The sequence below is a fragment of the Parafrankia sp. FMc2 genome (assembly GCF_041008525.1).
In the GTDB taxonomy this organism is placed as follows: Bacteria; Actinomycetota; Actinomycetes; order Frankiales; family Frankiaceae; genus Parafrankia.
Window position 1 is genome coordinate 85327 of sequence record NZ_JBFLUG010000006.1, and the last position, 26849, is coordinate 112175.

Consider the following 26849-nt stretch of genomic DNA (forward strand, 5'->3'; position numbering starts at 1 on the left):
GCCGATGACCGTCCGTACCGTGAACACAGAGGCAGGGCGACTTTCCGGCGACCACGCGGGCGGGGTCGCCCGGTTCCTGGGAATTCCCTTCGCGGCAGCTCCGGCGGGCGAACGCCGATTCGCCCCGCCAGGCCCTGCCGAACGATGGTCAGGCACCAGGAAAGCCACCGGTTACGGCGCCACCGCGCCCCAGCCGGCACTGCACCCCGCTCACGCCTGTCTGGTGCCGCTGGTCGGGCCCGGATGGGTCACCGGAGACGGCGAATACCTCAATCTCAACGTCTGGACACCCGACCCCGGCACGAGCGGGCTTCCGGTCATGGTCTACCTGCACGGCGGCGGATTCGTGATCGGCACGGGCGCCGCCTCCGCCTTCGACGGCACCTCGTTCGCACGCGACGGCGTCGTCCTGGTCACCGTGAACTACCGACTCGGGGCGGAGGGCTTCCTCGCACTGCCCGGTGCGGTCACGAACATCGGTCTGCGCGATCAGATCGCGGCACTGCGCTGGGTTCGCGACAACATCGCCGGGTTCGGCGGGAACCCGGACAACGTCACCGTCTTCGGTGAGTCGGCCGGCGGTACCTCGGTCGCGTTCCTGCTGCACTCCCCGCTGGCCGCCGGACTGTTCCAGCGGGCGATCGTCCAGAGCGGGCACGACGAGATGGCCCGCCGGCTCGAGCTCACCGAAGCACTCACGAGGGCACTCGCCGCCCGGCTCGGAACCTCCCCGACAGCAGACGCGTTCCGCGCGTTCTCCGCCTCCGACCTGCTGCGCGCGCAGGGAGCTCTACTCAGGAACGAACCCCGCCCGGACCTGCGCGACGACAACGGTGTCGACCCGGGCCACCGTCGTGCGCTGTTCCTCCCCACCACGGGTGACGACGTCCTCCCCGACCCGGTCGGAGTCCCGAGCACGCACGCGCACGGCGTCGACCTGCTGATCGGCACGACCACCGAGGAAGCCAACCTCGGTCTGGGCGCCGAGGCGTTCGCCGCCTTCGACGCGCAGGACGCCGTGGCCGAGCTGGCCGCCACCTACCCCGATGCCGAAGCGCTCCTCGAGCGGCACGGGCTCCACGACCCGGCCGTTATCCCCGCGCTGGCCCTCACAGCCGCCTACACGGACCTGATGTTCCGGTCGCCGAGCCGCCGTACCGCGCTCCGCCACCCGGGCCCCGCCCACGTCTACGAATTTGCCTGGCCATCACCCCTGTACGGCGCCGCACACGCCCTGGACGTCCCCTTCGTCTTCGACACCACACAGGCCTGCCGCGGCCTCATCGGCGACGCCGCACCCGCCGCCCTCACCGAGGCGATGCACAGAACCTGGCTCGACTTCGCCACCCACGGAGATCCCGGCTGGCCCACCTTCGAGGACGCCGGAAAAACGATGAGGTTCGACGCCGACTCCCGTCTCTGCGAGGACACCGCACGCGACGACACCGGCGCCGAGTACCTGCCGAACGCCGAGTACCTGCCGAACACGGCCGCCACCCGGCGCGGGTCCTCCCACTAGAGCTGCCGGACGACCTTGCCTGCCAGCAGGGCGTCGATCTCGGACGGGCTCATCCCCAGCTCGGTGAGGACGCCGACGCTGTGCTCGCCGATGCCGGGCAGCATCAGTGCCGGACCGCTCCCGGCGCCCGCGGGACCGCAGCGGGGGAGCGGGCCGATCTGCTCGAAGTGGCCCCAGTTCGTGACCTGGTAGGACGCCACCCGGCCGAGCTGGCGGTTGACCGGGTCGTCGAGGATCCGGCGGCGGAAGACGTCGCGGTCCATCGGCTCGACCGGCTCGGCCAGCAGTCCGGCGGCCCGCAGCCGGCTGACCCACTCGGCGCCCGGTGCGGTCGCGAAGGCCTGCTCGAGGACGGCCTCCGCCTGCCTGGCCAGCGCGTCACGGCCGTCGGCTCCGCCCCGCAGGGGTGCGTAGGCCGCGGGCAGCTCGCCCGCCCCGGGCAGGGCGCGCAGCCGTGACCAGCCGGCTTCGTCGGGGACGACGAGAGCGAACCAGGCGCCGTCGGCGGCCTCGTAGAGGCGGTAGCCGGGGCCGTACCCGGTCTGGCGGCCGTCCAGCGCCGGTCCGCGGACCAGGGCGCCGTCGCGGAGGAACGCCCCGCTCTGCAGGAGCAGCCCCGCGCCGAGCAGGCTGGTGTCCACCCGCTGGCCCCGGCCCGTGGTCGCGCGGGCGTACAGGCCGGCCAGGATCCCGATGGCGGCGACCCAGCCGCCGGACATGTCGAGCGGGATCCAGGTCAGCGCGACCGGGTTGTTGCCCTCGCCGCCGACGGCCCGTTCCAGCCCGGTGAGGGCCTGCATCAGCGCGTCGTTGCCGGGCTGCTTCGCCCGGGGACCGGTCGGGCCGAAGGCGCTGGCGTGGCAGTGGACGACGTCCGGGTTCAGGTGCGCGACGGTCGCCGCGTCGATGCGGAGCCGCTCGGCCACGCCGACCCGGAAGTTGTGGACGACGACGTCCGCCCAGCCGAGGAGCGCCTCGACGACCGGGCGGGCCTCGGGCGCGCCGATGTCGATCGCGATGCTGCGCTTGCCGCGCTGGCAGGCCGCCACCGCGTAGGCGGCGGCGCGCATGGCCTCACCCTCCGGCGGCTCGACCTTGATCACGTCGGCGCCGAGGTCGGCGAGGACCTGGGCGGCCAGGGGCCCGGCCACGAACGCGGAGAAGTCGACCACCCGGACGCCGGCGAGCAGCCCACCCGACGGCCCGGCGACCGGCCCGCCGGCCGCCGGGCCGTCCGGCGGAGGGCTGACGCCCGCTGCCGAAGGGCTCGTGCCGGCCGGCGCCGGGAGCGGTTCGACCGCGATCGGGGCGGCGAGCAGGACGTCGCGGTGGCCGCCCTCCGTCCGGGTGAGCGCCAGGCCGGTCTCGGCCAGGTGCGGGTCGGAGAGAGCTTCGCCGGGGCTGAGTACCGGTTCGCAGGCCACGCCGGCGGCGCGGAGCCGCTGGATCCACATGTCCCGGGGCTGCAGCGCGAACGGCGCGCGCCACCGGAGGGCACGAGCGTTGAGCTGGCCGGTCATCTGGTCGTGGTAGTAGCCCTCGGTGCTCGGCTCGTCGCCGAGCACGTCGATGAGCTTCGCGTACATCCCCTTGCCGCCGAACCAGACCTGGATCAGCTGGTCGTCGGCGCAGCGGTAGAGGAAGTTCGGGAACGTCGACCCCGACTGCCAGTAGCCCTCGATCTCCGGTGCCGCGCGCTCCGACCGGCCGATCATGCAGCCGAGCGTGGCGAGCATGCCGTCGTAGAGCGAGGTCTCCGCCCAGCCGCCGGTCCCGCTGGTGGCGCGGCGGCGCAGCAGCGCGAGAACGGAGGTGGTCAGCAGGAAGGACGCGCCGCTGCCGGAGGCCCGCGCGTCGACGAAGATCGGCCCCGGCCGGTGGCCGGCGAGCTGGCTGCAGAACCCGGCACGGGCCTCCACCAGCAGGCCGAAGTCCGCCGTGTCGCCAGCCGACGTCCGGCTTGGCCGGCAGCGCGCGTACACCAGCCGGGGGTTGCGCCGGCTGAGGTCGTGGAAGCCCAGCCCCCGCTGTTCGACCAGCTCCTCCGGGCCGTAGACGAGCACCGCGTCGGCGTCGTCGAGCAGGGCGCGCACCTCGCCCGCGTCGTCGGTCGCGACGGTCCGCTTGTCCCGGTGCCAGGCGCGGCCCCAGGTCACGTCCGCGTCGATCGCGGTGGGGGACGTGCCGACCACCCGGACCACCTCGGCGCCCAGATCGGCGAAGATCATGCCGGGGACCGCGCCGGCGAGGTCGAGGCCGAGTTCGCTCGTCCCGACCACGACCTCGACGACCCGCAGCCCCGCGCAGGGACCGACACCTGAGCGGGCGCTCATGATGTCGCCACGGAGGCGCGCTCCGCCTCCCGGGCGGGTGCCGGGATGGTCAGCCGGGGCAGGACCTCCTCGGCGGCGAGCCTGACCACCTCGAGGGTGTCCTGGTGCGCCGCGGGGGAGATGACGATGTGGCGGGCCCCGGCGTCCACATAGTGCTGGATGCGGGCGGCCACCTCCGCCGGGGTGCCGGCGGGTGCTATCCGGTCGAGCATGGCGTCGGGTTTGTCACCGTAGGCGCGGCCGAGGAAGTTCCGCACGTCGGCGCGGGCGCGGTCGCCGTCGGCCCGGACGGAACAGTAGAGGTACAACATCCACTCGAAGCCGTCGAGATCCCGGCCGGCGGCGGCGGCCTCGGCCCGCACGGTCCGCAGGGAACGGGCGTACGCGTCCGGGGAGACCAGGTACGGCAGCCAGCCGTCACCGAGACGGGCGGCACGGCGCATCGCGGCCTCCTTGCGCCCGGAGACCAGCAGCGGCGGCCCGCCGGCGCGCATCCGGGACGCCCCGAGGCCCGGCTCCGCGGCGGGCAGCAGCTCCACGTCGTCGAGGGTGAAGTGGGTGCCATGGTGGGTGACCGGGCCGCCGCGCCAGAGGGCACGCAGCACCGTCATCGCCTCGTTCGTCCGGGCGCCGCGCTGGGTGACGGGCACCCCGACCGCCTCGAACTCGTGCGGGAACTCACCGCCGACCCCGACTCCGAGCGAGATCCGGCCGCCGGAGCGGGAGTCCAGGTCGGCGATCTGCTTGGCGATGATCACGGGATGGTAGAGCGGCAGCACCAGGATGGCGCTGCCCACCCGGACCCGCTCGGTCCACGCGGTCATCAGCGCCAGCCGGGTGATCGCCTCGCCCGTCGGGTGGCGGGGCAGGATGTGGCCGCCCTGCCAGACGGAGTCGATCGGGAGGCGTTCCACGGCGGCGAGCCACTCCCGATCCGGTTCCGGGAGTGCCGCCGCTCCGAAGATGACGCGATCGCCAGGCAACCGGTGGCTCCTTCGTGAACGGGTGAGGCGTACAACCCGCGGACAGCGACGTGCCGGGCCGCCGGATCCGCCGCGGCCCGGGCCAGCGCTGCGCGGCCGGCCCGGCCGGCGCGACGTCCAGTCTCTGGCCCGAAGTCATCGGACCCGAAGTCATCGGACCCGCAGTCGTCTGACCTGCTGTCTGTCTAGCGCCGACCTGATAAGTGAACGTACACTCCGTGAGTCATCCTGGCTACCGGCGTGAAGGGGACACATGGCCGCAAACGTGGGCATACCGCCTGCCGTGACCGAGGAGTCCGCGGCGTACTGGGCCGCTGCGGGCGAGGGCCGCCTGCTGGTCGAACACTGCGGAGCCTGCGGGGCCGAGTCGTTTCCCCCCTACGGGATCTGCCGCTCCTGCCGGGGCAGGGCCACCGCGCCCGTCGAGGTGACCGGCCGGGGTGTCGTCTACAGCCTCACGGTCAACCACCAGCGCTGGATGCCCGGCCTCGAGGTGCCGTACGCGCTCGTCCTCGTCGAGTTCCCGGACCATCCTGGTGTGCGGGTGTTTGGCCGGCTGCGGGGCTGCGAGCCCGAGGAGGCCGCCATCGGCATGGCGGTGGACGTCGGTTTCGAACCCGGTCCGGGGGGCTGCGCGATTCCGAGCTTCGTGGCGGTCGCCGTCAGCCCGGGCGGCGGAGCGGACCGCGAACCGGACAGTGACGCGGGCAGTGGCGCGGCCGTGCCCGGAGCGGCGTGATGGGCACCGATCTGTTCGAGCGGCGGGCGGTGATCTCCGGCGTCGGCCAGTCCGCGATCGGCCGTCAGGTCGACCGGTCCGGCTTCCAGCTGACGCTTGACGCCGTGCTCGCGGCCATCGCCGACGCCGGCCTGACCGTCGACGACATCGACGGCCTGGCGATGTTTCCCGGCGGCGGGAAGGCCAACCTTCCCGGATACGCGAACGGCAACCTGTACGAGGTCCAGGACGCGCTGCGCATCACGACCCGGTGGCGCCAGGGCGTCGTCGAGGGGATGTGCCTGCCGTTCCACGGGCCGGCCATGGCGGTGGCGACCGGCCAGGCCCGCCATGCCGTCATCTGGCGGACCGTCAAGGAGGGCAGCGCCGCCCGCAACGCCGGTGGCCGCCCGGCCTACGGGTCGACGAACCCGGTGGCGGAGGGGCCGCTCGCCTGGCTGCTGCCGGTCGGGGCACTCTCGCCGGTGTGCCAGGTCGCCCCGTACGCCGCCCGGTACATGCACGAGTACGGGGTCACCCGGGAGCAGCTCGCCTGGATCCCGGTCACCCAGCGGGCCCACGCCGCCCTGAACCCGGACGCGGTGTACCGGACCCCGCTGTCCGTCGACGACTACCTGAGCGCCCGGATGATCTCGACCCCGATCTGCCTGTACGACTGCGACGTGCCGGCCGACGGGGCCACCGCGATCGTGGTGTCGGCCGCGGAGACCGCCCCCGACCTGCGCGCGCCGGTGGCGATCGAGGCGATGGCCGGTGTGGTCGACGGCCGGCCGTCGTGGGAGCAGTGGGAGGACATGGGCCGGGTCGGCTACGCGACCGCGGCGGCGCTGTGGGAGCGCACCGACCTGCGGCCGGCGGACGTCGACGTCGCCCAGCTCTACGACGGCTTCACCATCGAATGCGTCTGGTGGCTGGAGGCGATGGGGTTCTGCAAGCCCGGCGAGGCGGGTGCGTTCGTCGAGGGCGGCAGCCGTATCGCGCTTGGCGGGGAGCTGCCTCTCAACACCTGGGGCGGTCAGCTCTCCGGCGGGCGGCTGCACGCGGCGTTCGGGCACGTGGCCGAGGCGGTCCGGCAGGTGCGCGGGGAGGCAGGGGCTCGCCAGGTGCCGGGCGCGCGGGTCGCGGCCGTCACGAACGTCGGCGGTTACGAGGCCGGCGCGGCGCTGCTGACCACCTGGCCCGGATGACGGCGCCGGCCGGCGGCCGGCGGCCGGCAGGGGCATGACCAGGTCAGGGGCCGGGGCCGGGGCCGGGATCACGAAGCGACGCCAGAGGGAGTGCCACACCATGACCGGGAGCACAGGCGACAACGGCAGCGGCAGCGGTAGCGGCGCTGGCGGTGGCGGCGGGCGGGGCGGGCGCCTCGACGGGAAGGTAGCGATCGTCACGGGCGCCGGCTCGACCCCCGGCCCGGGGGTCGGGACGGGAAAGGCCAGCGCGGCGGTGCTGGCGCGCGAGGGCGCCAGCGTGCTGCTGGTGGATCTCCACGCCGAGCGCGCCGAGGAGACCCGGAAGATGATCGAGGTCGAGGGTGGGACGGCGGAGGTGTTCGCCGCCGACTGCACGAAGGCGGCCGGGTGCGAGGCGATGGTGAAGGCCGCGGTCGACACCTTCGGAACCGTCGACGTCCTGGTCAACAACATCGGCCTGGCCTCGGTGGGCACCGTCGTCGACCTCTCCGAGGAGGCCTGGGACAGGGCGCTCGACATCAACCTGCGGACGGTCTTCCTGGCCTGCAAGTACACCGTGCCGGTGATGGCGGCCCAGGGTGCCGGCTCGATCGTCAACATCGCGTCGATCTCGGCGCTGCGCGGCGACGGCACCATCGCCTACTCGGCCGCCAAGGGCGGAATGCTCGCGATGACCGTCGAGATGGCCTACGCCCACGGCCGGCAGGGCATCCGGGTCAACGCCATCGCCCCGGGCCACATCACGACCCCGATGGTCATGTCGATTCCCGGGCAGACCACCGACTACGTCAACCGACTGCGGGAGGAGGCCGGCCTGCTGGGGACCCCGGGAACCGGCTGGGACGTCGGCGCGGCGGTCGCCTTCCTCGCCAGCGACGACGCCCGCTGGATCACCGGTGTCACCCTCCCGGTCGACTCCGGTGTCCTCTCCGTGACCCCGCTGGCGATGGCCAGGTACCTCCGCGCCATCCCGGAGTGAGGGCTACCGCGGGTGGGCCGGCGTTGACCACGGCGCCGCCTCCCGCGGTGCCGGCGGTGGTGTCAGCGGCGGCGGCGGGTCGGTTCCAGGGTGGGGAAGAAACCCTTGATGGTGCCCTCGCTGACCAGCGCGACGGCCCGGTCCCGGTTGAAAAGGTCATTGTGCTGGCTTTCGAGGGCCATGATCAGCGCTGTTCCCATGACGGCGCGGGCCGAGACGTCCGGCGACTCGAACTCGAATCCATAGCGGTCCTCGACCTCCCGCCAGGCCTCGGCGAGCCGGTCCATGGCGACCGTGAAGTGCTTTCGGTAGAACTTCCGGGCGACTTTCGGGTCGCCGAAGAGCACGAGCCCCAGCAACGGGAGAATCTCCGCCAGGGTCGAGATGAGCTGGCGGTAGAGGCCGTTCATCGTCTGCAGCTGGCGCTCGGGGGTGAGGGGCTCCTCGAGGTCGACGACCTGGGAGGCGGCGACCAGCTCGTCGATCGCCTCCCGCAGCGGCTCGAAGACGGCCTCGTAGAAGAGCTGGTCCTTGCCCTCGAAGTGGCGGTAGATCACCCCTTCGCTGATCCCGCCGCGCTCGGCAATCTGCTTGATTGTCGTGCCATTCATGTCACCGGTCTCGACAAACGCGGCGCGAGCTGCCTTGAGGATGGAGCTCTTGCGGGCTTCGGCGGTGAGGCGCCGTGGCCGCGGGGGACCGTCCGTACCCGACGATTCGGTGGTTTTCTCTGCCATCGGTCCTCCCTGCGTCTCCGAGCCCGCCCCTCGGTGAATGAACGTACGCTATCTTACGTTGCAGATCTTGAGGGTCCTCCCGCGCTGTGATGTGCGCCTTCGTACCGCCCTCGCGCCGGTCCGCCAGCGGCGTTGTCGGCGCTGGCCAGTCCGCCTGCGCGGCGGGACGCGGCCGGGCGGCGCAGAACGCGGGTGCGGCCGGGCGCCGCTCGCGGAGACCCGCGTGCTGTGCGGGCCGTGGCGCGTGACCTTGACAGGGTTCGAGCGGTCATCCTAGGATTTTCTGAAAATGAGTGCTCATTTACTGGTGTGCTTCAGCTGCCAGCCACGCTTCAGCTTCCAGCGGAGTTCCTCGTACCTGCTGGTCCTCGCGGGACCCGATCCTGGGTGAACTCGCTGCCGACGTGTGCGCCCCGTCCCGAGGACGGGCCCGCCCGGCACCGTCGGCCGGCGCCTCCGCCGAGGAGCGAGTTGCCGATCTGACGACGTCCGGGCCGTGGGCGGCCTCCCGGTCGGAGGTGCGGGTACCCCATGCATGACATCGTGATCCGCGGCGGAGAGGTCGCCGACGGGACCGGCGCACCGCCACGCCGCGCGGACGTCGCCATCGACGGCGACCGCGTCACCGCCGTCGGAGCGGTCCCGGAGCGGGGGCGCCGCGAGCTCGACGCCACCGGAAGGCTGGTCACTCCCGGCTTCGTCGACATTCACACCCACCTCGACGCCCAGCTGTTCTGGGACCCGGTGGCGAGCCCGTCCTGCTGGCACGGTGTGACGACGGTGGTGCTCGGCAACTGCGGGGTGACCTTCGCGCCCGTCCGCCCGGACGCGCACCTCTATCTCGCCGAGATGATGGAGTCGGTCGAGGACATCCCGACCGCGACCATCATGGACGGGCTGGACTGGGGCTGGGAGTCCTACGGCGACTACCTGCGCGCGCTGACCGGCCTGCGGCTCGGGGTGAACGTCGGCGGCATGATCGGGCACTGCGCGCTGCGGTACTACGTCATGGGGGAGCGCAGCCTGGACGAGGCCCCCGCGACCGACGACGACATCGCCCGGATGGCCCAGGTCGTGGGTGAGGCGATCGACGCGGGCGCGCTCGGCTTCTCCACGTCCCGCAGTCTCATGCACACCGTCCCGGACGGCCGGCCGGTGCCGGGCACGTTCGCCGGCACTCCCGAGCTCGCCGCGATCGCCGGCGCCCTCGCCGACCGTGGCCGGGGCACGATCGAGGTCGTGGCCCGGATCGGGGAGCGTGACGGTCCCACCCGGCAGAACTCGGTCGCCGAGCTCGCCTGGATGGAGGAGGTCAGCCGGGCCTCGGGCCGGCCGCTCACCTTCGCGATCATGCAGAGCGACCGCCGCCCGGACCTGTGGGCCTGGGTCATGGAGCAGGTGGCCGGGGCCCGCGCCCGCGGCGCCGATCTGCGCCCGCAGACAGCTGCCCGCGGCAGCGGCATCCTCTACGGGCTGATGGGCCGGACCCCGTACGACAGCGTGCCGTCCTGGGCCGAGCTGATGGCGAGGCCGTGGCCGGATCGCCTGGCGGCGCTCGCCGACCCGGCGCTGCGCGACCGCCTGGTGGAGGAGGCCGCCGCGCCCACCAACCTCTCCGGCCCGCTCGCGCCGAAGGACCCGGCCAAGCTGTACCTGCTGCCGCCCGGCTCGGCCGGCTACGAGGTGGGGGCGGACAACAGCCTCGCGGCCGAGGCCGCCCGCCGCGGTGTCAGCCCGGCCGCCGCCTTCCTCGACTACACGGTCGAGACCGCCGGCCAGGGGCTCCTCTACTACCCCGTGCTCAACCAGGACCTCGACGCGGTCGCCGCCATGCTGACCAACGCGGACGTGGTCGTCGGGGTCGGCGACGCCGGAGCGCACGTCGCCCTCACGATGGACGCCGGCCAGCCCACCTACCTGCTGCGGCACTGGGTCCGGGAGCGGGGCCTGCTCGACATCGGCCTGGCGGTGCGCAAGCTGACCCGGGAGGGCGCCGAGCTGTTCGGGATCGCCGACCGCGGCCTGCTCGCACCGGGCATGTTCGCCGACGTCAATGTCATCGACCTCGAGCGCCTCGACCTGGACACGCCGCGGATGCTGGCCGACTTCCCGCTGGGTGCGAACCGGTACGTCCAGCGGGCGCGCGGCTACGACTACACCCTCGTCAACGGCGCGGTGCTCATCGACCACGACCAGCTGACCGACGAGCGGGCCGGGTGTGTGGTGACCGGGTAACGCCGTGCGCGGGTGCGCGGACAACCCGGTGGCCGGATGGCGGCCGGCGGCGCTTCGGCGGCACTGGCGATCACCGGACATGCCCGTTAATATGTGAGCGTTCGCTTTATTGTGTGGGTCGGGGCGCGCGAGGCGCCGTCCGAAGCCCACGCACTGTTGGAGGTCGGTGTGTCGTTCAACTGGTTCGTGTCGGTCGACGACCATCTCATCGAGCCGGCTCGGCTGTGGTGGGAGCGGTTGCCCGCGCAGTGGCGGGACACCGGTCCGCGCATTGTCCGCGACGGGAGCTCGGAGTTCTGGGTCTACGAGGACAGGCAGATCGTCACCACCGGCCTGAACGCCGTGGCCGGCAAGACCCGCGAGGAGTTCTCCCCGGAGCCGATCACCTATGAGGAGATGCGGCTCGGTTGTTACGACCCGGCGGCCCGGGTGGCGGACATGAACCAGGGCAACGTGCTGTCCTCGATCCTGTTCCCGTCGTTCCCGCGGTACTGCGGGCAGGTCTTCCACGAGGCCCGGGACAAGGAACTGGGCCTGCTCTGCGTGCAGGCCTGGAACGACTTCATCCTGGAGGAGTTCGGCGCGGCCTACCCGGGCCGGTTCATCCCGATGATGATCATTCCGCTGTGGGACCCGGTGGCCGCGGCCGCCGAGATCGAGCGGACTGCGGGTCTCGGCGGGAAGTCGATCGCCTTCTCGGAGAACCCGACGAAGCTGGGGCTGCCCTCGATCCACAACGGCTACTGGGACCCGGTGTTCCAGGCCTGCAACGACACCGGCTACGTGATCTCGATGCACGTGGGGTCGTCGTCCAACCTCATCCGGACGTCGCCGGACATGCCGACGCTCGCGTTCATGGCGTACTCGGCCGCCGCGAACCAGGCCGGCACCCTGCTGGACTGGCTGTTCAGCGGCATCTTCCCGAAGTACCCGAACCTGAGGATCGCCCTGTCCGAGGGCTCGATCGGCTGGATCCCGTACTTCCTGGAGCGCGCCGAGCAGGTGGTCGACAAGCAGCGGTTCTGGGCGTCACGGTTTGACATCGACATGAACGCCGCCCACGATCGCGGCGAGGAGAAGGGCGCGGCGTCCTTCGACCTCGACACCGACATCCGCGCGCTGTTCCGTGACCATGTCTACGGCACCTTCATCGAGGATCAGGCCGGTGTCCGGCTCCTGGACATCATCGGTGAGGACAACGTGATGCTCGAGTGCGACTACCCGCACTCGGACTCGACCTGGCCGGACACCGTCCGGATGGCCAACAAGTGGCTGGGCCATCTGCCGGAGGACGTCCAGTACAAGATCACAGTCGGCAACGCGGCACGCGTCTACAACTTCACGCCCGCGGACCCGGCCACCATCAGCTCCTCCTGACTCAGCTCCCCCTGACCCAGCCCCCGGCCCCGGGCGCGAGGCAGCTCCGGCCGAAGCGGCTCGGACGTGTCGCGAAGACCTGCCGTCCCGTCCGCGGTGCCCCGGCGGCCGCGGGCGTGGCGACGGTGGCGAACGTGACGACGGTGAGCAGGCGACAACGGCGGGAGGAAAGCGACACATGGACCGGGAAGCGTTGGAACACAGCCTGGCGCGCCGACTGCTCGACCACATCGAGCACCGCACGACGGATCTGGCGGACGGCGTTCTCGAACTGCCGACCGACATCTACTCCGCGGCGCACCACGACGAGGAGATGCAGGCGCTCTTCTACGACCAGCCGATGGTGCTCTGTCTTTCCGGCGCCCTGCCCGAGCCGGGCACCTACCGCACCATCGAGATCTGCGGCACGCCGCTGCTGCTGACCCGGGACGACGACGGCCGGGTGCACGCGATGGTCAACGCCTGCCGGCACCGCGGTGTCCGGCTCGCGGACGGCGCCGGAGAGGCCATCCGCTTCACCTGCCCGTTCCACGCCTGGACCTACGACCTGTGCGGCGGCCTGGTGCGCTACCCGTTCCCCGCCGGCTTCGAGGGAATGGACAAGAACGACAAGGGCCTGATCCAGCTCGAGGTCACCGAGGGCTACGGGCTGGTGGTCGGCCGGCTGCGGCCGGGGCCGCCGATCGACATCGACGAGTATCTCGGCCCGGAGCTGGCCGGCGAGCTCTCCCTGCTGGACTTCGCCGGCTGGTTACCCCACGGCGAGCCGCACGTTCACCGGGTCGCCGCGAACTGGAAGGTCACGCTTGACACCTTCCGCGAGAACTACCACTTCAACTACCTGCACAAGAAGACGCTGTCCACCTACGCCGTCGGCGGGGTTCTCACCTTCGACGCCTTCGGCCGGCACCTGCGCAACGCCTCGGCCCTGCGCTCCATCGTGGAACTGAAGGACCGCCCGGAATCCGAGTGGGCTGACGTCGCGCAGCACTTCAGCTACCAGTACGCGCTGTTCCCCAACACCAGTCTCACCTTCGACACCCGGCACATCGAGCTGTGGCAGATCGTGCCGATCGACGCGGCGACCTCGGAGGTCGTGCACACGGCCTATCTGCGGCCGGGGCTGAGTGACGAGGAGCGGTCCAAAGCCGTCGACATGGCACCGTGGATCTGCGAGACGGTCGTCGACGGGGAGGACTTCTGGGTCGCCGCTCGTTCCGAGCCCGGGGTTCGGCTGGGAATGCTCGACACGGTCATGTTCGGCCGCAACGAACCGGCACCCCAGCACCTGCACCACGGTTTCACCGAGGTTCTCGAGGCCGCCCGCGCGGCCCGGGCCGGGCAGGCCCCGCAGGCCGGGCAGGCCGCTCAGGGCGCCCGGTGACCGCGGAGGCGCCGCGGCTGGTCGAGGAGATGGCCCGCCGCTTCCAGGCGGGCGACGAGGACGGGGCGCGCGCCCTGATGCACCCGGCGATCCGGGTCCAGCAGCCGGCCTCGCTGCCGCACGGCGGCTGGTACGAGGGCCATGACGGCATGGCGGCGATGGGCGTCGCCTTCGCGCGGCACTGGGACCGCACGATCACCGACCCGCGCGTCTTCGGCGACGGCGGGAACGCCGTGCAGGTGACGACCCAGACCTGGACCGCGAAGGCGACCGGCCGCTCGGCCACCGTCGACGTGGTCGAGCTGTTCGCCGTCGCCGACGGCGCGATCGTCGAGATCAGGGTGTTCCAGCAGGACACCCGGCTGCTGCTCGCGACCCTCGCGGACGCGGCGGCCGGGAGCCAGAGCACGGCAGGCCAGAGCACGGCAGGCCAGGGCACGGCAGGCGGGGACATGACAGGCGGGGGAGAGCACCGATGAAGGTCGCCGTGGCGTACGAGGCCTCCGAGCCGCTGGTCCTGGAGGATCTGCCCGTTCCGGCGGTGGGGCCGCGGGACGTCCTGGTGCGGGTCGCGGCGAGCGGGATCTGCCACTCCGACCTGAACGTCATCAACGGGCTGTCCGCGCTGACGCTGCCGATCGTGCCGGGCCATGAGGCGTGCGGCGTCGTCGAGGAGGTCGGTGCCGAGGTCCGGCGGGTGCGGGTCGGCCAGCGGGTGCTCGCGTCCGTGTCGCCGGCGTGCGGCGGCTGCTGGTGGTGCCTGAACGGGATGTCCAACCACTGCGAGCGCGGGCCCGCGGTGCAGGCGGCGGTGCGCTACCACCTCGCGGACGGCCGGACCGCGCGGGCCGTCTGCGGCTGCGGGTCGTTCGCCGAGGCCATGGTCGTGGACGAGTCCACCGTGGTGGCGGTGGAGACCGACCTGCCGGACGAGCAGCTGGCCCTGATCGGCTGCGGGGTGACCACCGGGGTCGGGGCGGCGCTGAACACGGCGGGCGTGACCCCCGGGTCCTCCGTCGTGGTGATCGGCTGCGGGGGTGTCGGCCAGGCCGCCGTCCAGGGGGCGCGGATCGCCGGTGCCGCCACGATCATCGCCATCGACCTGTCCGAGGCACGGCGCGGGTCGACGCTGAAGATCGGCGCGACGCACACCGTCGACCCGGCCGCGGGCGACCCGGTGGAACAGGTCCGGGCCCTCACCGCGGGCCGCGGCGCCGACTTCGCCTTCGAGGTCGTCGGCCAGCCCGCGCTGATGCGCCAGGCGTTCGACATGACCCGGGCGGAGGGGACGGTGACCCTGGTCGGCATGCCGGCGACCGGCGCCACCGTGACCCTGCCGGCGATCGCGGCCGTGTTCTCCGGCCGGAAGCTGGTCGGCTCGCCGGTCGGCGGCGCCCAGGTGCTGCGCGACTTCCCCCGCTTCATCCGGCTGGCCGAGACCGGTCAGCTGGACCTGAGCTCGATGGTGTCCCGGCGGATCAGCCTCGACGAGGTCAACGAGGGCATCTCGCTGCTCGGCAGCGCCGACGGCATCCGCACCGTGATCGTCTAACGCCGTCGCGGCTCTGGCGGGCTGACCGGTTCCCTCGGGGAGGAGTGCGAAGAGATGTCCCAGCGCACACTGATCAGAAACGCGCGTGTGCTCGCCTGTAACGGTGATCCCGGCGAGCGGCCCGTCGACGGCGACATCCTCGTCGACGGGAACCGGATCGCCCGGGTCAGCCGGGGGCGGCTCGACCTCGACACGTCCTCGACGCGGGTCGTCGACGTCCACGGTGCCACCGTCCTGCCGGGGCTCGGTGACGCGCACACGCACATCAGCTGGCCGCTGGACTTCGTCTTCGACCACTCCGGTGTGGCCGCCGAGGCACCCGCCAGGCACGCGCTGGACGTCGCCGCGGTCGCCCGGACCTTCGTCGAGAGCGGCTACACCCTCGTCGTCGGGGCCGGCGTCCTGCAGCCCCTCGACGACGTGCTGGCCCGCGACGCGATCGACGCCGGCCTGATCCCCGGCCCGCGGATCGTGGCCAGCGGCCTGCTGGTCACCTCACCGGGCGCGATCAGCGACGGCAGCGGGATGTCGGACGTCGCCGCCGACGCCCGCGAGTTACGCGAGATCGTCGCGCGGCAGTGCGACTCCGGGGTGCGCGCGCTGAAGCTGTTCATCTCCGGCGACGGCATCGTGCCCGAGTTCCCGTCCGACGACGTGTACATGAACGACGAGATGCTCACCGCCGCCGTCGACGAGGCGGACCGCCACGGCGCCTTCATCACGGTGCACGCCCGCGGGTCGGCGGCTGTGGCGATGGCGGCCCGCACCGGCGTCCGGCTCATCCACCACGCCTGCTTCCTCGACGAGGAGGCGGTCCGCGCGCTGGAGGCACGCCGCGACGACGTGTGGGTGTGCCCGGGCCTGCACTACCTGTACGCGATGGTCAGCGGCCACGCCGAGCCGTGGGGCGTGACCCCCGAGAAGATCGACGCCTCCGGGTACCGGCAGGAGTTCGCCTCGCAGGTCGAGGGCCTGCGGCGGCTCCGCGAGGCCGGGATCCGCATCGTTGCCGGCGGCGACTTCGGCCACCAGTGGACCCGTCACGGCACCTACGCCGCCGAGCTCGCGCGCTACGTCGAGCTGGTGGGCATGACGCCGACCGAGGCGATCCTCGCCGCGAGCCGGTCGATGGGCCCGCTCGTCGGCCTGGATGTCGGCCAGATCCAGGCGGGCTACCTCGCCGACCTGCTGGTCGTCGACGGCGACCCGACCGAGGACATCACGGTGCTCCAGGATCCGGCCCGCCGCCGCGCGGTCCTCAAGGACGGGGCGTTCGCCTACGTCAACGCCGAGGTGTATCCGTGAGCGCGGGTGTACCCGCAGGCGCGGAGCTGATCGCGCCGGCGGAACAACGACCCGCCGGTGACGGCAGCGGTGAGGGCAGTGGCGAGGGAAGGGGGGCGTCGGCCGGAAGCCTGCTGTCCGGGGTCGAGGCGCTGGCCCGCCTGCTCGTCGTACGGGCACAGCTCGACGCCCGGGAGGGCCTGACCACGGCGACCATGGTCTCCGGCTACCCGGGCTCGCCCCTGGGCACCTTCGACCTGACCCTGGAGCGGTTCACCGACCTGCTCACCAGCCACCGGGTCCTGCACCGCCCCGGCCTCAACGAGGAGCTCGCCGCCGCCACCGTCTGGGGCAGCCAGATGGGCTCCGCCGAGAGCCTCGCCGAGGTCGACGGCGTCGTCGGCGCCTGGTACGGCAAGACGCCGGGCCTGGACCGCTGCGGCGACGTCCTGCGGCACGCGAACGCGATGGGCACCGGCCCGCACGGCGGGGCCGTCCTGTTCTGCGGGGACGACCCGTCCGCCAAGTCGTCGACGCTCGCCTGCGACAGCCAGTACACGTTCGAGGACGCCTGTGTGCCCGTGCTCTACCCCGGCGACCAGCAGGACATTCTCGACCTGGGGGTACACGCCTTCCGGATGTCGCGGTACAGCGGCTCCTGGGTCGGGCTGAAGATCGTCACCGCTGTCGCCGACGGTATCGGCACCGTCGACGCGGACGTCGACCGGCATACCCCGAGCGACCCCGCCGCCGCCGACGCGGTCGTCGCCGGAGCGCCCTGGCGGCACGTGCCGCTCGCCCGGGTCGGTGCGCATGCCGTCCCCGGCCAGGAGGAACTCGTCGCCGACCACCGCCTGCTCGCCGCGCAGGCCTACGCCCGCCACAACGGGCTCGACCGCGTCGTCGGCGCCGGCCCCGGCGCGCGCCTCGGCGTCGTGTGCGCCGGCAGGACGTACTTCGACGTCGTCCAGGCCTTCGCCGACCTCGGCCTCACGGTGGACGGGCTCGCCCGCGCCGGTGTGCGGGTGCTCCGGCTCGGGATGACCTACCCGCTGGTGGCCGAGACGGCCCTCGAGTTCGCCCGGTCCGTCGACACGATCGTGGTGGTCGAGGAGAAGCGGCCGTTCGTCGAGACGCAGCTGCGCGCCATCCTGCACGAGGCAGGGGTGGACGTCCGCGTCGCCGGCAAGCGGGACCGGGACGGGCGCAGGCTGTCGTCCTCCTCCGGCGAGCTGGACGCGGCCGCCGTCGCCACGATCCTCACCCGGGTCCTGCCCGACCTCGCCGACCGGGCGGGGCCGGTCGGCGGCCCGGTGGCACCGCGGCCGGCACCGCGGCCGGCGCTGCGGCTCCTGCCGCTGCTGGACATCCCGGCCCGGCCGCCGGGCTTCTGCAGCGGCTGCCCGCACAACCGCTCCACCGTCGCCCCGGACGGCGCACTGGTCGGCGGCGGCGTCGGCTGCCACGGGATCATGTACTTCGAGGCCCGCCACGCGGACCTGAAGACCATGCCCCCGACCCCGATGGGCGCCGAGGGCGTGCCGTGGATCGGGCTGTCACCGTTCGTCGACGAGCCGCACCTCATCCAGAACCTGGGTGACGGGACCCTGAGCCACTCGGGCATCCTCGCGATCCGGGCCAGCGTCGCCGCCGGTGTCAACGTCACCTTCAAGATCCTCTACAACGCCGCGGTCGCCATGACGGGCGGCCAGGACGTCGTCGGCCTGATGGACGTCCCGGCGATGACCAGGGCGCTGGAGGCCGAGGGCGTCCGACGGGTCGTGGTCTGTGCCGAGGACCCGAAGCACTACGGCCGCCGGGCGCGCTGGGCGCCGGGCACCCGGGTCCTCGGGCGCGACGAGCTGCCGCGAGTGCAGGAGGAACTGCGGGCGGTGCCCGGCGTGACCGTGGTCATCTACGACCAGCGGTGTGCCGCCGAGGCACGCCGCCTGCGGCGGAAGGGCCTGCTCCCGGAACCGCCGCGGCGGGTGGTCATCAACGAGGCGGTCTGCGAGGGGTGCGGCGACTGCGGCACCAGGAGCAACTGCCTGTCCGTGCTGCCGCGGCAGACCGAGTTCGGCGAGAAGCGCCAGATCGACGACCTCTCCTGCAACCGGGACTACACCTGCCTGGAGGGCGACTGCCCGTCGTTCGTGACCGTCACGCCGCGCACGCCGAGCCGCCGGGCGCGGCGACGCGCCGCGGCACGGGCGAAGGACGGCGCACGGGCGAAGGGCGGGGGAGCCACTGCGGGCCGGCCGGTCATCCCGGCGGGCACCCTGCCCGCGCCGCCCGCGGTGACGGTCGAGGGCCGGTTCGGCATCTACTTCACCGGCGTCGGCGGCACCGGTGTGATCACGGCGAACCGGATCATCGCCGCCGCGGCCGAGTCGGCCGGCTTCGTCGTCAGTGGGGTGGACCAGACCGGCCTCTCCCAGAAGGCGGGCGCGGTCGTCTCCCACCTCCAGCTCGCGGCGGACCGTACCGCGCTGGGCTCGTCGACGGTCGGCTCCGGCGGCGCCGACCTGTACCTCTCCGGTGACATCCTGCAGGCCGCGGCACCCAGACATCTCGACCGGACGAGCCCCGGGCGCACCCTCGCCGTCGTGGACGTCGACGTCACTCCGACCGCGGCGATGCTGCAGAGCGACCTCACCGCACCCGACCCGGCGCTGCTGCGGCAGGTGATCGCCGAGCGGGTCGGCGAGGACCGGGCCGCCTTCCTCGACACGAAGCGGATCGCCGAGGTCGTCTTCGCCAACCACCTGCTCGCCAACATCGTCCTGCTCGGCGCGGCCTTCCAGCTGGGCGGGCTGCCGGTCTCCCTCACCGATGTCGAGGTGGCCATGCGCCGCCAGGGCCGGGCCGCCGCCGACAACCGGGCGGCGTTCGACTGGGGCCGCTGGGCCGCCCACGACCCGGCCGCGGTCGAGGCCGCGCTGGCCCCCGCTGACCAGCCCAGCACGACCGGCGAGACGGGCGGGACCGGTTCGGCTGGCTCTGCCGGTGCGGCCGGCAGCGCGGCCGGCACGTCGACCGGCCTCACAGACCCGTCGCCGGCGGCGCTCACCCTGGCCAGCAGTCTCGTCGCCGCCCGCACCCTGCCCAGCGAACTGCCGGACGAGCTCCGCGCCCTGATCGTGCGCCGCGCCGCCCAGGCGGTCGACTACCAGAACGCCGCGCGCGCCGAGCGCTACCTGGGCCTGGTGGCGACGGCCGCCGGTCACGACGCGGCGGCGGGTCACGACGCGGCGGCTCGCGGGTGGGCCTTCACCCGGGCGGTCGCCGAGTCCTGGTTCCGGCTCCTCACCTACAAGGACGAGTACGAGGTCGCCCGGCTGCACCTGCTGGCCGACAACGACCAGATCGCGCGCGGCCTGGGCATCGACGGGCCGTACACCCTGACCTACCACCTGCACCCGCCCGCCCTGCGGCGTCTCGGCCTGTCGAAGAAGCTGCCGATGGGCCGTCCGTACGCCGCGGCGTTCCACGTGCTGCGGGCGATGCGGGGCCTGCGGGGAACCCCGTTCGACCTGTTCGGCTGGGACCCGGACCGGCGCACCGAACGTGCCGTCATCACGGAGTACGAACACCTGGTCACCGGGGCTGTCGGCCGCGGCGACGGTGGCGCCGACGGCTGGGACGGCCGGCCGTATGAGGACCTGGTGCGCCTCGCGGCGTCGGCGACGTCCATCAAGGGCTACGGGCCGATCAAGGAGGCCGCCGTGGCCCGCTGGCGGGAGCAGGTCACAGACCTCACCCGGCCCGCGTCGCCCGAGGCGGCGGCGGGGGACCGGCGGCGGTGATCAAGAGGATCCGGTTCGCCACCCGCCGCGAGGGCGTCGCGCCCGCCGAAGCGGTGGCGAGCGCCTGGCGGCAGGCCGCTGCCGCTGTCACTCGGGCGCCGGCCGCGGCGCGCCCGCTGCGGGCCGTGGTGTGCACCGCGCTGGACGATCCCCGGTTCGGCTCCCCGCGGCACGACCTCGTCGGCATCGAGTGGTTCGCGGACGCCGCCAGGTTCGCGGCCCATCAGGCCTGGCTGGACAGCCCCGCGGGCCTGGCGGCGAGGTCCCTGGTCGACGAGGTGACCGCCCCCGGGGCAACCCTGACCCTGGTCGCCCGCGAGCGGGTCCCGCGCGGCGCGGACTGGCTCGCCGCGCGCTGGCGCGGCGGCGGCACCAGGTTCAAGCACCTGGCGCTCGCCCGGCGGGCCGCGGGGCTCACTCCCGCCGCGTTCTCCCACCTGTGGGCGGCGCATGCCGGCCAGGTGCCCGTCGCCGCGGCGACGGCGCCGGTCGTCATCCCGGAGCGGGTGCGTGGCAGCGCCTATGTGCAGAACCACCCGTTCCCGCGCCCGGCGGGCGAGGAGTGGCCGTACGACGCCGTCAACGAGGTCTACTTCACCGACCAGGACGGCCTCGCCGAGCGGGTCGCCTGGTTCCGGGAGAACCCGCCGGACGCTGGCGGGGATCTGTTCGGCCCGTCGGAGTTCCTCGCCGTCCGGGAGGAGCTCCTGCTCGCCGCACCGCCCGGGTAGCCGCCACGCGCGGCGCCGGTGAACCGGTGGTCCCGCACCGCAAGAAAGTGTACGTTTACTTTGTATGGATGCGGCCGGATGCTCTGTCCCCCACAGCGCGTGATGACCACCAGCGCGTGATGACCACACTGCGTGGTGACGTGACGGCGGCCAGGGCGTGCCGCCGCCGCGAAGGAGCGAGGCCCGTAGCGGCGGAGGAGTACCTGGCATGCGTGATGCAGTGATCGTGGAGGCCGTCCGGACACCGGTCGGCAAGCGTAACGGCGGCCTGTCGGGAGTGCATCCGACCGACCTGTCGGCCCATGTGCTGAGCACCGTCGTCCAGCGCGCCGGGGTTGATCCGGCCCTGGTCGACGACGTGGTGTGGGGGTGCGTCGGGCAGGTCGGTGAGCAGACGTTCGACATCGCGCGCAACGCCGCGCTCGGCGCCGGCTTCCCGGAGACCGTCGCCGGCGTGACCGTCGACCGGCAGTGCGGGTCCTCCCAGCAGGCGGTGCACTTCGCCGCCGCCGGGCTGATCGCCGGGCACTACGACGTCGTGATCGCCGGTGGCGTCGAGTCGATGTCCCGGGTGCCGATGGGCTCCTCCCTGCTGGACAAGGTCCCGTTCGGGGAGCGTTACCTCGCCCGCTACAACGGCGTGTTCCCAAACCAGGGCGTCGGCGCGGAGATGATTGCGCAGCGGTGGGGCCTGTCCCGCGCGCAGCTCGACGAGTTCGCGCTGACCTCGCACGAGAAGGCCGCGATCGCGCAGGACGAGGGCCGCTTCGACGCGCAGATCGAGCCGGTCACCCTGCCCGACGGCACGGCGGTCACCCGGGACGAGGGCGTGCGCCGCGGCGGCACCGTGGAGGGTCTCGGCGGGCTCAGGACGGTGTTCAAGCCGGTCGACGAGGGCGGCGTGATCACCGCGGCGAACTCCTCGCAGATCTCCGACGGCTCCGCCGCGCTGCTGATGACAACCAGCGAGAAGGCCGCCGAGCTGGGCCTCACCCCGATCGCGCGGGTACACACCGCGGTGCTCGCCGGCACCGACCCGGTGATCATGCTGACCGCGCCGATCCCGGCCACGCAGAAGGCGCTGGCGAAGGCCGGCCTGCGGATCGACGACATCGGTGTGTTCGAGGTCAACGAGGCGTTCGCCTCGGTACCGCTGGCCTGGCTCGCCGACATCGGCGCGGACCCGAAGGCGATGAACCCGAACGGCGGCGCGATCGCGCTCGGCCACCCGCTCGGCGGCTCCGGCGCCCGGCTGATGACCACCCTGGTGCACCACATGCGTGACAACGGGATCCGGTACGGCCTGCAGACCATGTGCGAGGGTGGCGGCCAGGCCAACGCGACCATCATCGAGCTGCTCTGAGCTGCTCTGAGCCGCTCTGGCATCGCCGCGGCGCGTGATGACCCAGGACGTCGCCGGCCCGCACGGCGCGGGCCGGCCGGCGGACCTCCGCCGGCCATCCGCGAACGGCCGGTGACGTGCCCGCGGACCGGGCAGTCCGCCAGTGCCCTGGTGCACCTTCAGGTCCATCGAGTGACTGACGATCCTGTCAGATTGCGGGTCCCTGCTGCGCGTCGGTGGGCGGGTGACCGGCACGACCGTCGGCCCGGGAACGCCCTCGGTCCGGGCGGACCATCCGCCGGACGCCGGCCGGGGTGGTGGTTCGCCACGCGAGGGCTCACCGTCGCACACCCAGGTCTCAGGACGTCGAAAGCTCGCTGACCAGCGATTTCCTCGAATCCGCCTGAGGCGGTGAGTGTCGACTGCGACGACTAAAGAGCTTCTTGTGTCTCCTGTCGAAGACGGCTTGCGAAGCACCGTTCACGGCTACGGCAAGAGGTTTCCGGAGGGGGACACAAGAAGCCCTTTAGTCGCGCGAACGCGACACCTGGGTCCGCGCCGAAAGGCAGCCAGCAGTGTCAGATCGCCCGACGCCCGACGCCCGACGCCCGACGCCCGCGCACCGCCTTCGCAGGCGGTGCGCGGAGCGGAAAGGTCAGCCGTTGGTGGGGAAACCGAGGTTGATGGCGCTCGGCGTCGCATCGGGCCAGCGGGTCGTGACGACCTGCGGCCGGGTGTAGAAGCGGATCCCCTCCGGGCCGTAGATCGGCGCATCCCCGAACAGCGAGGCCTTCCAGCCGCCGAAGGAATGCCAGGCGACCGGCACCGGGATCGGCACGTTGATGCCGACCATGCCGACCTCGACGTCGCCGCCGAACCGCCGGGCGGCGCCACCGTCCCGGGTGAACAGGGCGACTCCGTTGCCGTACGGATTGGCGTTGATCAACGCGACCGCCTCGGCGTAGGTGTCGACCCGCACCACCGACAGTACCGGCCCGAAGATCTCGTCGTCGTAGACTGCCATGCCCGGCCGGACGCCGTCGACCAGCGAACAGCCGAGGAAGAACCCGGCCGGGTCCACGCCGGCGGGTGCGGCGGAGCCGTCGACGACGACCCGGGCCCCGTCCTCGGTGGCCCGCTCGACATAGGAACGGACCCGGTCGCGGTGCGCGCCGCTGATCAGCGGTCCCATCATCGAGGACGCCTCGGCGGCGGGGCCGACGACGATGCCCGGGATGCGGGCGGCGATGGCGTCGACCAGCGGATCCGCGACGGGGCCGACGGCCACCACGACCGAGATCGCCATGCAGCGCTCGCCGGCCGACCCGTACCCGGCCGAGATCGCGGCGTCGGCAGCCGCCTCGACGTCGGCGTCGGGGAGGACGACCATGTGGTTCTTCGCGCCGCCGAGCGCCTGGACCCGCTTGCCCGCGGCGGTACCGGTCTCGTACACGTGCCGGGCCACCGGAGTGCTGCCGACGAAGGAGACGGCGGAGATGTCCGGGTGCGTCAGCAGCGTGTTGACCGCCTCGGCATCGCCCTGGACCACGTTGACCACGCCGTCGGGGAAGCCGGCCCGGTGCACCAGCTCGGCCAGCAGCAGCGAGGCGGACGGGTCCTTCTCCGACGGCTTGAGCACGAACGTGTTGCCGCAGGCGATGGCGTTCGCCATCATCCACAGCGGCACCATCACCGGGAAGTTGAACGGGGTGATGCCGGCGACGACCCCCACCGGGCGCAGCACGGTGTGGACATCCACCCCCCGGGAGACCTCGGCGCTGTGCGACCCCTTCAGCAGCTGTGGGATGCCGCAGGCGAACTCGACGCACTCCAGGCCCCGCGCGACCTCGCCGAGGGCGTCCTCGTGGACCTTGCCGTGCTCACGGCTGACGGCGGCGGCGAGGTCGTCGCGATGGGTGTGCAGCAGCTCGCGCAGGCCGAACAGCAGCGTGGCGCGCCGGCTCAGCGATGACTGCGACCAGGTGCCGGCCGCCGTCACCGCGGCCTTGACCGCGCTGTCGACCACGGCCGCGGAGGCGAGCGAGACCTGTGCTGTCTGCTCGCCGCGTGCCGGGTCGTGGACGGGCCCCGTGCGGCCGGGCTCGTTGACGGCCCTGCCGTCGATCCAGTGTCCGATCGTCCTCACGCCGTCGTGCTCCCGCCTGGAGGTCTTCGGTCCGAACTGAACACCAGTATATAAGTGAGCACATACTTTGTGTCCAGACGTGCGGCAGCTCTGGCCCAGGGTGGCGCCGGGCAGCCCGAGCTGCGGAGTTCCGCACCTCATCCTTCGCCCACGCCTTTGTCGGTGGTTTCCGGAAAGCGGAGACAGTGCATTCTATGCGACTCGGACCGGGGTGTGACGCTTCGCTTCAGCGGAGATCTTCGGATCTTTTCTGGTAAAGGAAAGAACATCCACCGGCGTTTCCCTGGCCATTCTACGGCGCCGGATCCGGGAACTCGGCGAATCCGACTGAGCCGGTTGATCCCCTGCTGGCCCGTCGGTCGGGGTGCCAGCGGACCGGTCGAACGGCCTGGAGCGGACGGATTTGCGGGCCGCTCCCGCGGTGTCGGTGCGTGGTGGTCAGTCGTTCTTTGGCGAGGATTTTGATGCTAGCGTGCGATGTATGGCGACTGCAACGGTGAACGGGCTGTCGATCTCCTATGAGGTCATTGGCGCGCGGGGCCGGCCCTGGGTGATCACACCAGGTGGCAGGTACAGCAAGGACGCGGCCGGCATACGTGAACTCGCGCTGGCGCTGGCGGAGGAGGGTGAGCAGGTACTCATCTGGGACCGACCGAACACCGGCGCGTCGGATGTGTCCTTCGACGGCGAGTCGGAGTCGGAGCTGCAGGCCGACGCCCTCGCCGGCCTGCTCGAACACCTGGGCATGGCCCCCGCGGTCATCGCCGGCGGGTCGGGCGGCTCCCGGGTCTCGCTGCTCACCGCCGCCCGGCACCCGCAGGTCGCGGCCGGCCTGGCCGTCTGGTGGGTCAGCGGCGGGGTCTACGGGATGATGAGCATCGGCGTCCACTACGCCAGCGGGTCGTTCCAGGCGGCCTGGAAGCACGGCATGGCCGCGGTGGCGGAGCTGCCCGAGTGGCGGGAGCCGATCGAACGCAACCCGGCCAACCGCGAGCGCATCCTCGCGCAGGACCGGGACGAGTTCCTGGCCACCATGGAGCGCTGGATGGCCGTGTACTGCCCGCGGGAGGGCGAGCTCGTCCCAGGGCTGCCGGATGCCGTGGCACGTGGGCTGACCGTGCCCGCGCTGGTGCTGCGCAGCGGGGTGAGCGACATCCACCACCGGCGCGAGACGTCCGAGACGCTCGCCGCGCTGCTGCCGAACGCGGTGCTGCGCGAGCCGCCGTGGCCGGACACGGAATGGGCGGACCGGCACACCCCCGAGGCGGCGAAGGAGGGCCTGTTCGCGCGGTGGCCGCTGCTCGCGCCCGGGCTCCTGGCGTGGGCTCGGGAGGCGCTGCCTGACGGCGTCAGCCGATCCGCTTCCACTTCATCTGGGTGACGGACACGTAGGCGCGGGTGTAGGGGTAGCCCGCGTCGGCTCCCAGGCACCGGCCGGTCGGCTGGTTCACGAAGCTGAACAGGCCACCGCCGAGATCGACGAGGCGCCAGTTCTGGTAGGCCCGGCTGCTCGAACAGGGCATGACGTACACATGGCCGGCGTTGTTGCTGTCCAGGCACATCCCGGTGGCCCTGTTGATCACCCAGGTGGTGGTGCCCAGGTACAGGGTCCACTGCTGGTCGGGGCCGTTGCTGCAGCTGTGCGAGAACGCGTTGTACTGCGCGTCGCTGCCCAGGCACCGGCCGTCGGACTGGTTGACGAAGGTGAAGCGGCTCGGCGCGGGCGCGGCTGCCGGGGCCCGTGTCTGCGCGGGGGCCGGTGTGGGGGCGGGAGCCGGCGCGGCCCGGGGCGCGGAAACCGTGGCCGGTGCCGGCGCGGGTGTGTTCGCGGCGCGCGGCGCGGCGCTGGCCGGCCGTGCCCCGCCGCCAGCCGGAGCACCGGTGGTGCCTCGGGGCAGGGCGCCCGACCCGCCGGACCCCGAGGATCCGCCGGGTGCGCCGGGTATCACGGGCGCTGCGGCGGTGTCTGTCCGCTCGGTCGACTCATTGCCGAAGGCGCCGCCGGCGATCGAGTCGCCCGGGGCTGGCGGGAGCTGTCCCTCGGCCGCGGAGCCGGCGGGTCCCGGAGTCAGCGGCGCGATGACGATGCCGTCCGGCCAGGAGTCCGGCGGTGTCGAGCCGCGCCCGGGCCCGTTCGGCGAGGTCTGTGAGGTCTGGGAGACAAGCCGCGGCGGGCCGTCCCAGGAGTAGTAGGACTGTGCGCTGTGGGCCGCGATCGTGCCGACCAGAACCGACGCGCCGACGAGCGTGCACGCGAACAGCGCCGCCAGCTGCCAGCGCCGAAGACCGCGCCCCTGAAGGCCTTGCCCCTGAAGGCCTCGGCGTCGAAGACCTCTGCCGTGTCCCAGGGCGGGCATCACGCGTCTCCTTGTCCGTCGCCAGTCGGTCCCGAAAATCTTATATTGTTCCGATTGACACGGTCTGATGCTATTCGGCGGCTCTTTGGAGACGGGTTAACGTGTGGCAAACAGAGTGCAAAGACGGGTGCGTTCTCGTGCGGTTTCCGGATGAA

Annotated in this window: 19 protein-coding genes; 14 read left to right on the forward strand and 5 right to left on the reverse strand. The window is 72.6% G+C overall.

Features of this window, described 5'->3' with window-relative positions:
• Window positions 1-4: 4 nt before the first annotated feature.
• Window positions 5-1519: a carboxylesterase/lipase family protein gene (locus tag AB1460_RS04145; protein WP_368959228.1), complete on the forward strand. Its 1515-nt coding sequence runs from the start codon at window positions 5-7 to the stop codon at window positions 1517-1519.
• On the opposite strand, the gene AB1460_RS04150 is transcribed toward AB1460_RS04145, so the two are convergent.
• Window positions 1516-3852 carry a CaiB/BaiF CoA-transferase family protein gene (locus tag AB1460_RS04150; protein ID WP_368959229.1) on the reverse strand — a complete coding sequence of 779 codons (2337 nt, stop codon included), beginning with the start codon at window positions 3850-3852 and terminating at the stop codon, window positions 1516-1518. The two genes, AB1460_RS04145 and AB1460_RS04150, sit on opposite strands and share 4 nt — an antisense overlap.
• Window positions 3849-4835 carry an LLM class flavin-dependent oxidoreductase gene (locus tag AB1460_RS04155; protein ID WP_368959230.1) on the reverse strand — a complete coding sequence of 329 codons (987 nt, stop codon included), beginning with the start codon at window positions 4833-4835 and terminating at the stop codon, window positions 3849-3851. Before AB1460_RS04155 ends, AB1460_RS04150 begins: the two co-directional genes overlap by 4 nt.
• Window positions 4836-5088: 253 nt before the next feature.
• On the opposite strand from AB1460_RS04155, the gene AB1460_RS04160 reads away from it, so the two are divergent.
• The 3 genes from AB1460_RS04160 to AB1460_RS04170 all read left to right on the forward strand — a co-directional run bounded on the left by AB1460_RS04160 (window position 5089) and on the right by AB1460_RS04170 (window position 7743).
• The gene (locus AB1460_RS04160) at window positions 5089-5574 is read left to right on the forward strand and encodes a Zn-ribbon domain-containing OB-fold protein (protein ID WP_368959231.1); all 486 of its coding nucleotides are present in this window, start codon (window positions 5089-5091) and stop codon (window positions 5572-5574) included.
• On the forward strand, window positions 5574-6761 hold the full coding sequence (locus tag AB1460_RS04165; protein ID WP_368959232.1) for a thiolase family protein: 1188 nt from the start codon (window positions 5574-5576) through the stop codon (window positions 6759-6761). The genes AB1460_RS04160 and AB1460_RS04165 overlap by 1 nt, the downstream gene beginning before the upstream one ends.
• 100 nt (window positions 6762-6861) lie before the next feature.
• Complete coding sequence (locus AB1460_RS04170; protein ID WP_368959233.1) at window positions 6862-7743, forward strand: SDR family NAD(P)-dependent oxidoreductase; 882 nt, start codon at window positions 6862-6864, stop codon at window positions 7741-7743.
• Window positions 7744-7805: 62 nt separating this feature from the next.
• Here AB1460_RS04170 and AB1460_RS04175 read toward each other — a convergent pair whose 3' ends face one another.
• Window positions 7806-8480: a TetR/AcrR family transcriptional regulator gene (locus AB1460_RS04175; protein ID WP_071086394.1), complete on the reverse strand. Its 675-nt coding sequence runs from the start codon at window positions 8478-8480 to the stop codon at window positions 7806-7808.
• A 531-nt stretch (window positions 8481-9011) separates the two neighbouring features.
• On the opposite strand from AB1460_RS04175, the gene AB1460_RS04180 reads away from it, so the two are divergent.
• From AB1460_RS04180 to AB1460_RS04220, 9 genes are all read left to right on the forward strand, one after another.
• Complete coding sequence (locus AB1460_RS04180) at window positions 9012-10715, forward strand: N-acyl-D-amino-acid deacylase family protein (RefSeq protein ID WP_368959234.1); 1704 nt, start codon at window positions 9012-9014, stop codon at window positions 10713-10715.
• A 168-nt stretch (window positions 10716-10883) separates the two neighbouring features.
• The gene (locus tag AB1460_RS04185; protein WP_368959259.1) at window positions 10884-12092 is read left to right on the forward strand and encodes an amidohydrolase family protein; all 1209 of its coding nucleotides are present in this window, start codon (window positions 10884-10886) and stop codon (window positions 12090-12092) included.
• Between the two features lie 178 nt (window positions 12093-12270).
• Window positions 12271-13476, forward strand: a complete 1206-nt coding sequence (locus AB1460_RS04190) for an aromatic ring-hydroxylating oxygenase subunit alpha (RefSeq protein ID WP_368959235.1) — start codon at window positions 12271-12273, stop codon at window positions 13474-13476.
• On the forward strand, window positions 13473-13955 hold the full coding sequence (locus AB1460_RS04195) for a nuclear transport factor 2 family protein (RefSeq protein WP_368959236.1): 483 nt from the start codon (window positions 13473-13475) through the stop codon (window positions 13953-13955). Before AB1460_RS04190 ends, AB1460_RS04195 begins: the two co-directional genes overlap by 4 nt.
• Window positions 13952-15028, forward strand: coding sequence for a zinc-binding dehydrogenase (locus AB1460_RS04200; protein WP_368959237.1), 1077 nt, complete (start codon window positions 13952-13954; stop codon window positions 15026-15028). The genes AB1460_RS04195 and AB1460_RS04200 overlap by 4 nt, the downstream gene beginning before the upstream one ends.
• Before the next feature lie 54 nt (window positions 15029-15082).
• Window positions 15083-16333: an amidohydrolase family protein gene (locus AB1460_RS04205; protein ID WP_368959238.1), complete on the forward strand. Its 1251-nt coding sequence runs from the start codon at window positions 15083-15085 to the stop codon at window positions 16331-16333.
• A gap of 110 nt (window positions 16334-16443) precedes the next feature.
• Window positions 16444-20118: an indolepyruvate ferredoxin oxidoreductase family protein gene (locus tag AB1460_RS04210; protein WP_368959260.1), complete on the forward strand. Its 3675-nt coding sequence runs from the start codon at window positions 16444-16446 to the stop codon at window positions 20116-20118.
• On the forward strand, window positions 20115-20849 hold the full coding sequence (locus tag AB1460_RS04215) for a serine kinase (protein WP_368959239.1): 735 nt from the start codon (window positions 20115-20117) through the stop codon (window positions 20847-20849). Before AB1460_RS04210 ends, AB1460_RS04215 begins: the two co-directional genes overlap by 4 nt.
• Before the next feature lie 208 nt (window positions 20850-21057).
• Entirely contained in the window at window positions 21058-22212 is a 1155-nt protein-coding gene (locus tag AB1460_RS04220; protein ID WP_368959240.1) for a thiolase family protein, read from the forward strand.
• A 634-nt stretch (window positions 22213-22846) separates the two neighbouring features.
• Here the strand turns inward: AB1460_RS04220 and AB1460_RS04225 are convergent.
• Window positions 22847-24337, reverse strand: coding sequence for a CoA-acylating methylmalonate-semialdehyde dehydrogenase (locus AB1460_RS04225; RefSeq protein WP_368959241.1), 1491 nt, complete (start codon window positions 24335-24337; stop codon window positions 22847-22849).
• 481 nt (window positions 24338-24818) lie between these two features.
• On the opposite strand from AB1460_RS04225, the gene AB1460_RS04230 reads away from it, so the two are divergent.
• Window positions 24819-25718: an alpha/beta fold hydrolase gene (locus AB1460_RS04230; protein WP_368959242.1), complete on the forward strand. Its 900-nt coding sequence runs from the start codon at window positions 24819-24821 to the stop codon at window positions 25716-25718.
• Here AB1460_RS04230 and AB1460_RS04235 read toward each other — a convergent pair.
• Window positions 25687-26694, reverse strand: a complete 1008-nt coding sequence (locus AB1460_RS04235) for an RICIN domain-containing protein (protein WP_368959243.1) — start codon at window positions 26692-26694, stop codon at window positions 25687-25689. The genes AB1460_RS04230 and AB1460_RS04235 overlap by 32 nt on opposite strands.
• Window positions 26695-26849: the final 155 nt, after the last annotated feature.